The organism is Flavobacterium sasangense DSM 21067 (assembly GCF_000686885.1).
GTDB lineage: Bacteria > Bacteroidota > Bacteroidia > Flavobacteriales > Flavobacteriaceae > Flavobacterium > Flavobacterium sasangense.
In genome coordinates this window covers 22,870-34,238 of the sequence record NZ_JMLU01000032.1, presented here as the reverse complement: position 1 = coordinate 34,238, position 11,369 = coordinate 22,870, and the positions used below count along the sequence as shown (strand labels likewise).

General features: G+C 28.5%; 13 protein-coding genes. All 13 read left to right on the top strand.

Annotation, left to right across the window (positions count from 1 at the left end; all coding sequences use genetic code 11):
• Nucleotides 1–284, top strand: a 284-nt coding sequence (locus BP92_RS16260; protein ID WP_211252202.1) for an integrase core domain-containing protein, incomplete at its 5' end; no start/stop codon positions are given.
• Between the two features lie 71 nt (nucleotides 285–355).
• Entirely contained in the window at nucleotides 356–643 is a 288-nt protein-coding gene (locus BP92_RS0112075; protein ID WP_026726293.1) for a helix-turn-helix domain-containing protein, read from the top strand.
• A gap of 179 nt (nucleotides 644–822) precedes the next feature.
• Complete coding sequence (locus tag BP92_RS0112070) at nucleotides 823–1,674, top strand: transcriptional regulator (RefSeq protein WP_026726292.1); 852 nt, start codon at nucleotides 823–825, stop codon at nucleotides 1,672–1,674.
• 223 nt (nucleotides 1,675–1,897) lie between these two features.
• The gene (locus BP92_RS0112060) at nucleotides 1,898–2,512 is read left to right on the top strand and encodes a P-loop NTPase family protein (RefSeq protein ID WP_026726291.1); all 615 of its coding nucleotides are present in this window, start codon (nucleotides 1,898–1,900) and stop codon (nucleotides 2,510–2,512) included.
• A gap of 155 nt (nucleotides 2,513–2,667) precedes the next feature.
• Nucleotides 2,668–3,282, top strand: a complete 615-nt coding sequence (locus BP92_RS0112055) for a hypothetical protein (protein ID WP_162472101.1) — start codon at nucleotides 2,668–2,670, stop codon at nucleotides 3,280–3,282.
• 346 nt (nucleotides 3,283–3,628) lie between these two features.
• Nucleotides 3,629–3,922 carry a hypothetical protein gene (locus BP92_RS0112050; RefSeq protein ID WP_026726289.1) on the top strand — a complete coding sequence of 98 codons (294 nt, stop codon included), beginning with the start codon at nucleotides 3,629–3,631 and terminating at the stop codon, nucleotides 3,920–3,922.
• A gap of 70 nt (nucleotides 3,923–3,992) precedes the next feature.
• A complete protein-coding gene (locus BP92_RS0112045) occupies nucleotides 3,993–4,769 on the top strand; it encodes a GLPGLI family protein (RefSeq protein WP_026726288.1) in 777 nt (258 codons plus the stop codon).
• Nucleotides 4,770–7,400, top strand: a complete 2,631-nt coding sequence (locus BP92_RS0112040; RefSeq protein WP_026726287.1) for a carboxypeptidase-like regulatory domain-containing protein — start codon at nucleotides 4,770–4,772, stop codon at nucleotides 7,398–7,400.
• A 546-nt stretch (nucleotides 7,401–7,946) separates the two neighbouring features.
• Nucleotides 7,947–8,378 (top strand): hypothetical protein, encoded by a 432-nt coding sequence (locus BP92_RS0112035; RefSeq protein ID WP_026726286.1) that lies wholly within the window; start codon nucleotides 7,947–7,949, stop codon nucleotides 8,376–8,378.
• Nucleotide 8,379: 1 nt separating this feature from the next.
• Nucleotides 8,380–9,069, top strand: coding sequence for a caspase family protein (locus tag BP92_RS0112030; RefSeq protein ID WP_026726285.1), 690 nt, complete (start codon nucleotides 8,380–8,382; stop codon nucleotides 9,067–9,069).
• Between the two features lie 191 nt (nucleotides 9,070–9,260).
• The gene (locus tag BP92_RS16255) at nucleotides 9,261–10,307 is read left to right on the top strand and encodes a hypothetical protein (RefSeq protein ID WP_051604469.1); all 1,047 of its coding nucleotides are present in this window, start codon (nucleotides 9,261–9,263) and stop codon (nucleotides 10,305–10,307) included.
• Entirely contained in the window at nucleotides 10,295–10,627 is a 333-nt protein-coding gene (locus BP92_RS0112020; protein WP_026726284.1) for an STAS-like domain-containing protein, read from the top strand. Before BP92_RS16255 ends, BP92_RS0112020 begins: the two co-directional genes overlap by 13 nt.
• The gene (locus BP92_RS0112015; RefSeq protein ID WP_150111934.1) at nucleotides 10,608–11,219 is read left to right on the top strand and encodes a hypothetical protein; all 612 of its coding nucleotides are present in this window, start codon (nucleotides 10,608–10,610) and stop codon (nucleotides 11,217–11,219) included. Before BP92_RS0112020 ends, BP92_RS0112015 begins: the two co-directional genes overlap by 20 nt.
• The last annotated feature ends 150 nt before the right edge of the window (nucleotides 11,220–11,369 follow it).

Here is an 11,369-nt window from a genome sequence, read left to right as displayed (position 1 = left end):
AACGCTATCACAGAACCATGAAAAATGTTGTAAAACTTGATAATTACTTCGCTCCAGAAGAATTAGAAGCTGCTTTAGAAAAGTTTGTTTATCGTTATAACAATGAACGCTATCATGAATCATTAAACAACTTAACTCCTGCAGACGTGTATTTTGGAAGAGGTGAATTAATTTTAAAAGAACGTGAACGATTAAAGAAAATGGCTATTATAAACCGAAGAAATGAGTACCAAAAATCAAAATTAACAACTAATCAAAAAAATCTTTTATCTTTGAATTATTAACTAAATACTCTCTTAGCAAAAGTCCAATTTAGTTTGAAGACGTACACCCATAACAAATTAAAACATACGTTATGGCAGTACAAATCATTACCATCGAAGACTTAAATGAATTCCGAAATCTTTTATTAAATGATTTAAAAGAAATCATCAATTCCAAACCACAACAATCAAAACAGTGGCTCAAATCAAATGAAGTCCGCAAACTGTTAAACATCTCCCCAGGAACCCTCCAAAACCTCCGCATCAAAGGCACTCTATCCTACACCAAAATAGGAGGCATCATGTATTACAACCATGCCGACATCGATAAACTATTAAATGGAAACAAAGTAAATACTTTACCAACTCTTTTTAAGTAATACCCAATTTAAAAACGACATTAGAGTCCGCAGTTGAGCGTCAAAAAGTCGAAGAATTAGTAAAAATGAAAAGCTGTTTGAACGAAGTCGAATCACTCTTCACTTTTCACTTTTTACTAATCACTTTTTACTAATCACTATTCACCATTAACCATTCACTAATTACTAATCACTAGTTCATGAACTACATCAAACACCTAACCGGTTTCTTCGAAAAAGTAGCCCTCGACCGAACACTAAACCCAACGCACGTAAGCTTATACATTGCTTTATTCCAATTCTGGAACTGCAACCGCTTCAAAAATCCCATTAGTATAAATCGCGATGAGGTCATGCGTATCAGCAAAATAAGCTCAAAAGCAACCTATCACAAATGCTTAAAAAACTTACACAGTTTGGGCTACATCAATTACCAACCTTCCTACAACCCATTCAAAGGTAGTCATGTCATTTTATTCAACTTTTCAGATGATTTAAAACCAGTTCCAAAATCAGAAAGAAAACCAAAAAATGAACTTCTTTTTGAACAAGTCAATGAACAAGCTTTGAACAAGTCTTGTACTAGTAGTGAAACAGGTACTGAACAAGCAGTAGTACCTTCTATAAACTATATAAACAATACAAACCTTTTAAACAAAAAAAACATTTCAAACTTGGAAAAGCAAACAAAAAATTTTGAAGAAATAAATAATTCCTCAGATAAAATTGTCATCCCGAGCGAAGTCGAGGGAACTCAAAAAGAAAAAAGTTCCGCGAAAAAAGAAAAAGAAGAAAAGTTACAGCCATCAATCGAAGAAGTCAAAACCTATTACCTAGAAAACAACTTCCCCGAACAAGAAGCCCAAAAATTTTTCAATTACTTCAAAAGTGTTGGTTGGTTAGTCGGAGGCAAAACACCAATGGTAGATTGGCAAGCAGCAGCACAAAATTGGATTATTAACGCACCAAAATTCATTTCAAATGCAGAACAACCTAACAGAGCAAAACAACTCAATACAGCAACCGATAAAGACTATTCAGAGCCTTTGTAACTGTCATTGTGTGTAAATCTGTGCTAATCCTTTTAATCCGTGGCAAAAAATCTTTGCGAACATTGCGTTGAACCCTTGCGCTCTTTGCGTTTAAACCTTAAACTATGGAAACAGAAATAAAAACCAATTACAACTACCCCGAAATAATTAATTGGCTACAAACCAAAGATTTGATATTAAGAGGAGGACTGCCAGTGGCAGTCAGGTATAAAAATTATAAGTTATGAATACGACATTAAGTTATTTAGAAATCATTGCTTGGTTAGAAAAAAAAGGAATTGAGTTGTATGGTAAGAAATTCAAAATCTTTGAAACAGACCATGAAATAATATACAAACTAATTGCATACTTTTTGAAGGATGAACAAGCCTGCTATCAATTCAACATCGATTTAGAAAAAGGCATCCTATTAACCGGACCTATTGGTTGTGGTAAAACTTCATTAATGACCCTAATGAAACATTTAGCCCCAATTGGGAATAAATTTTCTGTAAAACCATGCAGAGACATAAGCTTTGAATTTATCCAGGACGGCTACCAAATAATTCACAAATACAGTAATGGAAAACTCTACCAATCCGAACCAAGAACCTATTGTTTTGACGATTTAGGAACAGAAAACAATCTAAAATATTTCGGTAACGAATGCAATGTAATGGCAGAAATTCTATTAAGCCGATATGATCTATTCATTTCAAAAAAACTCCAAACCCACATAACCACAAACCTATCCGCCACCGAAATAGAAAAGCACTACGGCAACCGAGTTCGCTCAAGATTACGAGAATTATGCAATTTAATAGCATTCGACAATGTAGCTAAAGACAAACGTAAATAAATTGCATAATCACGAACACCAAAAAAATAATAATAAAGCGTGAGTAAATGGTCTATTTAATTGCTTATGATAAATCAACACCAGATAAGAGATAATTAAGCTTCGGGAACTTTGTGCCTTCTTTGTGCTCTTTGTGGTTAAAAAAAAATAACAAAATGAACACAATATCCAACTTCTGGAACTACTTCGAACAAAACAACTTTGTCTTCCTACTCCTAAACGAAATCCCAAATGACGAACTAAAAATTCATTTCAATAAACTAATCCAAATACTTCATCAATACAACAAAGACTTAGACCTCATCATCAAAAACAAAAAAAACGGTGCAGAGTTAATCATCACCGCAAACGGAAATCCTTATCTTTTCAAAGAAGTAGAATTGCTAGTCCATCATGCACCAGTTGTAGAACGTTGGAAAATAACCGCATTCCTCCAACCCGAAACCAACCTAACCAAATACGAAAACGGCACCGAAAAACCACTTGACTTCTACGGCATCACATTACGAATAAGTGAAATGTATTTCATACCATTAGAAAACTCCAACAAACCAACCGATTTAGGAATAAAAGTGTTACTCAAAAACTACATCATCCACAAAGACAATACAAGACTTCGAGAAGCAGTTTATGTTCACATTGAACATTTAATTGGAGAAAAGGCTTTTGCTAATGATATCGCATTTATTGAGATAGGACAATTAGGAGGTAATCAAAAGAATACTATAGCACTTTGCTATTTACATGCTTATATTCTAGTAAAACAATAAAAACCAACAAAAAACACCGTAATTTTTTTCCAAAAACACCGTAAAATATTAATTTTTTATATGTTTTAATTTAAAAAGTTTTAAATTGAAATTTCGTTAATATCATCTATAAGATATATATATGCTTGAAAGTTTTTCATATAAAAGAGTTGTATGGAACTATTGACCAACATTAGGCATAAAATAGCGTTCTTAAAAACATTCAGTAGCTACGAATTGCGAGATTTGTTCATTACTCAAAGAAAAAAATGAAATAGTGATATTGCAAACACGAAAAAATTGCAATAGGGCGAAAACTAATCACACAAGTCCTAAATATAAATGGTGTATAATAATTTTTAATTAAATGAAAAATTTATTCTTATCTTTAGCTTTTATGCTAATCGGATCATTTTCTTTTGCTTCTTCAAACTGTGATGTAAAAGAAACTAATTTATTAATTAAAAGTGAAGAAGTTATAAAATCTGTAGATTTTACAACTTTTAAAACTATGGTTGAAAACCATCAAATCAAAATTGTAAAAAAAGTTGATTTTATTTTTTATGATTCTTGTGGTGGTGTTTGGCATATCACAGGAGGTGATGGCTGGTCAACAATGGAAATTATGATGTTCTTATGGGAATGGGATGGTGGATGTTAATATAGCATTCATCCATTATTATAGAACTGCCTAAATTTTTAGGCAGTTCTTTCACTTAAAATTTAATATTATGAGATTTATTTTAAATATTGTCGTTATATTTATTAGTTTAATAACTTTTGCTCAAAATGGAAATTATCGAATTAAATATTTATTAGACTTTCAAAAAGATTCATTAGACACACAAAGTGTTAATAGAGAAATTATGTACCTAGATATAATTAATAATGTATCAATTTTTCAATCTGAAAATTTATTTAAAAAAGATTCAATTTCATCAACAGATAATCCTTATTCATTATTTGGCTTACCAAAACCTGAATTCAAATATAAGATTGTTAAAGAAGACAATATATGTAGTTATTTTATTGATTATTCTCCATCGCACAGATTCTATGTTGAAAATATTGATAATGTAGAATGGGATTTTATTAATGATACAATTAAAACTATTGAAAATTTTAAATGTAAATTAGCAAAAACTACTTTTAAAGGCAGAAGTTATTTTGCTTGGTACACAATTGAAATACCAATAAATTCAGGTCCATATAAATTTAATGGTTTACCTGGATTAGTTGTTGAATTATTTGATAGTAAAAAACATTATCATTTCCAATTACTTTCTGTAAAAGAAATACAAAATATGAAAAACTATACAGAGAGAAAAAAATACACTAAAATATCAAAACAAGATTTGATACAATTACAAAATAATATAAAAATTAAACCTTCAATTATTTTATCTAATTCAAACCTTAATTTGCCAAAAGAAGGTATGGATAAATATGATAATAAACATCGTGAATTAAATAAAAAATTTAACAACCCAATAGAATTAAAAGACTAAATGAAAAAATTATTTTGGCTAATTATTTTCATAAATAATACTATTTATTCCCAAACTATAATAAAGGGTACTATATTTGATAACAGCAACAAACCTGTTCCAAATTCAAGTGTCTTAATACTTAAAAAAGGTACAGATGATGTTATTGCTTATGCTATTTCAGACAGCAAAGGTATTTATAGTATTACTTTCTCATCATCATACAATGAAATTGACATTCAAGTAAGATGTATGAGCTATGAAACTATTACTGAAACTATCAAAAATAATTCCAATACAAAAAATTTTATTTTAAATGAAAAATCATTTGAATTAAAAGAAATTATTGTAAAAACTTCACCTATTAAACAAAAAGGTGATACAATTAAGTATTTTGTAAATTCATTTTCTAAAGAACAAGACAGAAGTATAGGAGACGTTTTAAAACGAATGCCAGGCATTGAAGTTTTGAGTGATGGTAAAATTCTATATCAAGGAAGACCTATTAATAAATATTACATTGAAGGGTTAGATTTGCTTGAAGGTAAATATAATTTAGCCAATGAAAATTTACCATTTAAAGAAGTTACACAAGTTCAAATTTTAGAAAATCATCAACCCATTAGAGCTTTAGATAGTTTAAAGTTTTCTGACCAAGCAGCTTTAAATATCAAACTTAAAAATGCTTATACTTTTACAGGACAAGCTAGTTTAGGAAGTGGATTTAATCCTTTGCTTTGGGATGCTAATATTACACCAATGCTTTTTACAAAGAAAACGCAAATGCTTGCTACTTACCAAACTAATAACACAGGAGTTAATGTTGCCTCTCAACTAAAAAAATTAACTATTGAAGATTTAATCAATCAATTTGAAAACAATTCTGAAAAAACAGATTGGTTAAGCATTCAACAATTAGCTACCCCAAATTTTTCTGAAAAAAGATGGTTAGATAATAATATCCATTTACTATCTGGAAATTATTTGCAAAAACTCAATAATAATTATGAACTGCGTATAAATTTATCATACCTAAATGATTATCAACAACAAAAAGGTTATACCAATACAGAGTTTATTACACCTGTTAATACTATTACTATTTTAGAAGAAAAATATAATCAATCATTTTATAATTCATTACAAACAAATATTACACTACAAAAAAATGCTGATAAAAATTATTTCAAAAATAGCTTGGAGTTTCAAGGATTTTGGGATAGTCAAAAAGGTAATATTGTATTAAATAATGAACCAATAAATCAACAATTGAATAATGAGTTTTTTAGAATTTCAAATAATTTAAAAAATATCTTTCCTTTGGGTAAACAAATGATAACTTTAAACTCTTATGTAGGTCTAAATAAAACCCCTCAAACTTTAACTGTAAACCCAGGACAATTTGAGAATATACTAAACAATAACCTCCCATATGATGAAGTTAAACAGCAAGTTGATTTAAATACTTTTTATACTAACAACTCTATCAGTTTTACAAAAGCAATAAAAAGATTCTCAATAGAACCAAAAGTTGGCTTTCAAATAGAAAATCAACAACTTAATAGTGAAATTCTAACTTCGGAAAACTTTAATTTAGGTAATGAATTTTCAAATAATTTAGATTGGTTTCGTTCTAAATTATATTTAAATATTACAACTCAATATAAAAAAAATAAATGGCGATTTGAGTTGACAACACCAATAAATCATCATACCATTCAAATCAAAGATAATCCTTTACAGTCATCAGAAAATCTAAATCAGGTAACTTTTGAGCCGAGATTATCAGCAATCTTTGACGTAAACTCATTTTGGAAAATTAATTCTTCAATCAATTTTTCAAATCAATTTGGCACAATAAATCAAATACATTATGCTTATATTTTACAAAATTACAGGAATTTACAACGTATAAATGCCCCAATTCCACAAAATTTAAATCAAAATTTCTCTTTTGGAATTGCCTACCGCAATCCCATCAAAACGTTATTTTGGAATGTTATGTACGTGAATAATAAAAGTGTAAATAATTTACTATATCAAACTCAAGTTTCAACTATTGGAGCCACTGAATTACAAGCAGTAGAGCAAGATAATAACAGAAAAAATCATAACATTTCAACAAGAGCTAGTAAATATTTTAGCAAAATAAAATCTAATATTACACTAAATGCTACTTTCAATCTTCAAAATTTTCAACAATTAGTAAACAACAATTTAACAGCTATAAAAAATCAAAACTTGACAATTGGTAATAAAATTGATACAGATATTACTGACAAGATTAATGTTGAATATCAAGCTAACTGGACATTTTCAAAGAATAAAACTCAAAATCAAGAAAACCCAACAGTAACCCAACAAAGTCATATTCTTAATTTAAACATTTATCCAGCTAAAAATCAATATTTTGCAATAAAATCAGAATACATCAATAATAATTTATTTACAGAAAGAACAGAAAATATATTCACAGATTTAATTTATAGATATACATTAACAAAAAATAAAATAGATTTAGAATTCCAATTATCAAATCTTTTTAATACAACAAATTATAGAACTATAAATATTAACGATTTTAGTTATGTAGAAACAAATTTTAATTTAAGGCCAAGACAAGCGCTATTCAAAGTAAGATTTACGTTATAAATAAAACGTTTTTAAATAATTATTTTACCCATAATTAATTTGTGTTAAATAATTTTAACTACTATTCTTTAAAACAATTAATAATAAATTAAAAAAAAGCCAAATCATACGACTTGGCTTTAATCTTTTTTAACCCAAATGTCACCACTCCCAACATTTCGGGATAGATCTAAACTTATTTTTGAGCTCCTTATGTAGGCTAATAAGAAGTAATGAAATCGTAAAATCAACTACCGCTCCAATGTTAACTAAGATAACCGTTTTAGCAATATCATATGAGGAAATATTGGGTAAAAAACTTAAAAATTTACCTTTTTAAACCGAATCGCTTATTTATTAAAATTTGCCATGATATTTATTGAAAAGTACAAGTAAAACACCGTAAAAAAAAGTCAAAAACACCGTAAAATCAATCGTTATTTTATTTTTTTATTTACAACTAAATAAATAATTCTTTAACTAATCTTTCCCTATGGTTAAGATACTAGTATTAAAGTTTCGTTTAAATACAAGTTATGGGCAAGCTTAAGAAAAACAGACAGTAATATGGAACTAACATTAACGACAGCAGGAATAGCTACAATTATTTCAGCCGCAACTTCAGCGACTGTTACTCTATATATAAATAGAAGTAATAAACTGAAATATTTAGATGACCAATTAGACACATTATTGAAAACTGCTTTACAGTATCCTTACTTAGAAAACCCGACTTTCATAAAAACTTGGAATGACAATAAGAATTCTGAAAAGGACGAATATTTGCGATATGACATATATTGCACACTTCTCTTTAATTTCTTTTCAAGAGTGGCAGCACATTTCAATTATGACAAAGAAAAAATTGACAATTATGTTGCAGCTAAAGACTGGATAAGGCTTCACAAAGACTATTGGTTAAATCCTATAGATACTTTTGAAAACATAGATTCTTACGACAAAGAGTTCAAAAAATTAATAACCGACTATTTAAGCTAATATGAAAAAGAAAATATTACTCATTGGCAACAACGATGGTTTGCCTGGCGTGAAAATAGACCTTGCTAACTACAAAAAGTATTTTAAAAGCAGTACTGGCGGACAATGGAATGACGATGAAATAATCGAATTGTTAAATCTAAAAAAAGATAACCTCATTGCTCTGATTGACGACTTAAAAAAACAGAATTTGGATTATGTAATTGTTGTATTCAGCGGACACGGTGGAATACAGAGAAAAACTGTTTTGGAATTGAATCCTGATGGAGAGTTGTTTTCTGAATCTAGATTCGAGAATATTTCAAAAAGACAAGTAACTATTTTAGATTGTTGTAGGGCATATATGCAAAACATATCAGAAAGCCTAAATGAAGTAAGACTTGTTAAGTCTTTTAGTGCATACGCAGGAACAAGGGCTAGATTTGAAAAGAGAATTTCTGAATCTTTACCACAACAAATTAAAATATACTCCTGTGCTGAAGGTGAATATTCACACGACACACCAAAAGGTGGTGCATATTCCAAAAACCTACTTGAGTCCGCTTACTCGGACGATTCAGAGTTTATCTATTTTGGGAGAACTCACGTAGTCGCTTCTGAAAAAACAACAAAAGAATTTAAAGACCAACACCCAGAAATAATTCAATCTAAACTTTTGACAACTCAACAAATAATACTTGGAATCAACTAGAAAGCCAGCCCATAACACGGGTTTTGCGTCAGGCGGGCTGACGTGCAAACTTGGAGCTTTGTACTTCTATTCAAATTCTGTTCAAGTTAAAAATTTTGTACACCAAACTCCGAATGAACTCAAAGTACGAAAGTTGGCAGTAAATTTATCGAAAATCACATAAAAGAAAAACTATAATTAAAATGTAGGGAATGAGAAACAAAATGAGAGGAAGAAATCTTTTTAAGGAAGATTATGCAATTATAAAGAACGTAAGGAATTTTCCCAAGAGCAAATACAGAACTAAATTTGAAATTGTTAGAGATGAATCTTTAAAATTTTATACAATTATTTCTGCACCAAATAACTTTTCTTTTATAAAAAACCCAGAAGAAACAATTATATTTATAAATTCTCTTGAAAAATGTTATTTAAAAAAAGAAAGAGTTTATGTTGATATTGAGAAAATAGACTATCTTGATTATTCTGCTGTAACAGTATTAGTTTCTGTAATGTTTTCATTTAAAGCTAGAAATATAAAGTTTAATGGAAATTTGCCGAAAAATTTTGAGCTTGCAAAAATGCTTATTGATTCAGAATTTTTTAAATTTTTAGGGAAAGCACAAACTGAAAAAATGGAATACACAATTGGTAAGGAAAATCAAATTTTCACACGAGCTAATAAAGAAGTTAATTCAGAATTAGGATTAGTTGTAATGGAGGAAGCAACGATGACAATTTGGAATGAAAAAAGAACTTGTAAAGGACTACAAAGAACTTTATTGGAATTAATGCAAAATACAAACAATCATGCATCCGTAAATCAAAAAGGAGAAAAACACTGGTGGTTATCTGTAAATCATGACAAAAAAAACAAAAAGGTTTCATTTATTTTTGTAGACTATGGAGTGGGTATTTTTGAAAGTTTAAAAAACAAACCAGAAGATAATAAATGGTATGGTTGGTTTGAAAAACTGAAAGATAAATTAACTGTAGGTGGAAATAATGAGATATTAAAAATGTTGCTGGAAGGAGAAATGCATATGACAGTAACAGGTAAACATTTCAGAGGAAAAGGTCTTCCAGGAATTAAACAAGTTTTAGATAGAGAACAAATAAGCAACTTATCAATCATAAGTAACAATGTCAATGCAAATATGAAAAATAACAAATATTTAAAACTTAAAAATCAGTTTAGTGGTACATTTGTTGCTTGGGAATTAAATGAATCAAATGTAAATTCAAAATGGATACTATAACAATTTTTGTAAAAGATTTTTCAATCGTTCCAGGTTCTAGAGAACTTGATGAAGGTAAAAGAGCACACTCGGGAGAAGAATTTAGAAATATTTTTTTAGAGCCTGAATTCAAAAAAATTCTAGACAACAATGGTAAATTAATAGTAAATTTAGATGGAACAATTGGTTATGGCACATCATGGTTAGAAGAAGTTTTTGGAGGATTAGCTAGAATTTATGGTAGTGAAATTGTTAAAAATAAACTTCAAATTATTTCTGAAGAAGAACCCTATTTAATAGATGATATTAACGAATATATAAATGATGCTGAAGAACTCTAAAATTTCAATATTAATTTTCACAAGTATTCTTATTGGAATTTATATCTGTATAGTGATAAAAAAATATACGGTATTATACATTGTTCCAAGCATAAGTTTTGAAATCAATCCTTTTGAAATTTTTTCACTAATCTTAAATATATTTTTAGCATATTACATTGCTAAAACATTAACAAAGGAGCATGATGCAAGAAAATCAGAAAAAGAATTATTGATAAATTATTTTTTAGAATATAAAGTTGATTTTACAAATAAAGTAAGTGAACTTTCTGAGCAGGAAAATTTTGACACAGTTATTTCAAATGCAAAATTTAAAATTTTGAGAAGTAAAATATATTCTATAATCGGTTTAGCAAAGGAATCAAACTTAATTGAAGTTTCCGAACCAATATTGAATGAAATAACCGAAAACATTTCAGAGATATGGGAGCTTTTCACAGAAACACCAAAAATTGCTAGCAGTAAAAGTTCTTTAGCTGTCAAAGCAGATATTGAAAAAATAAGATTGGAAAAACTATCTAAGATTGAATTGTCAAATATAAAATTAGAAAAACTCATTTTTCAATTGGTATTAAAAATAAACAATAAATAAAAATCTACTGCCTAGAAAAAACTATGCTTAAAAAAAATAAAAAAGATATTTTCTAATAAATTTATGTATTCCGATAGTTCAAATTTACAAAAGTGATGAGGAACTGACATTGTAATCCAAGTTCAATTAACTTTGTTATCAAAAAGACTA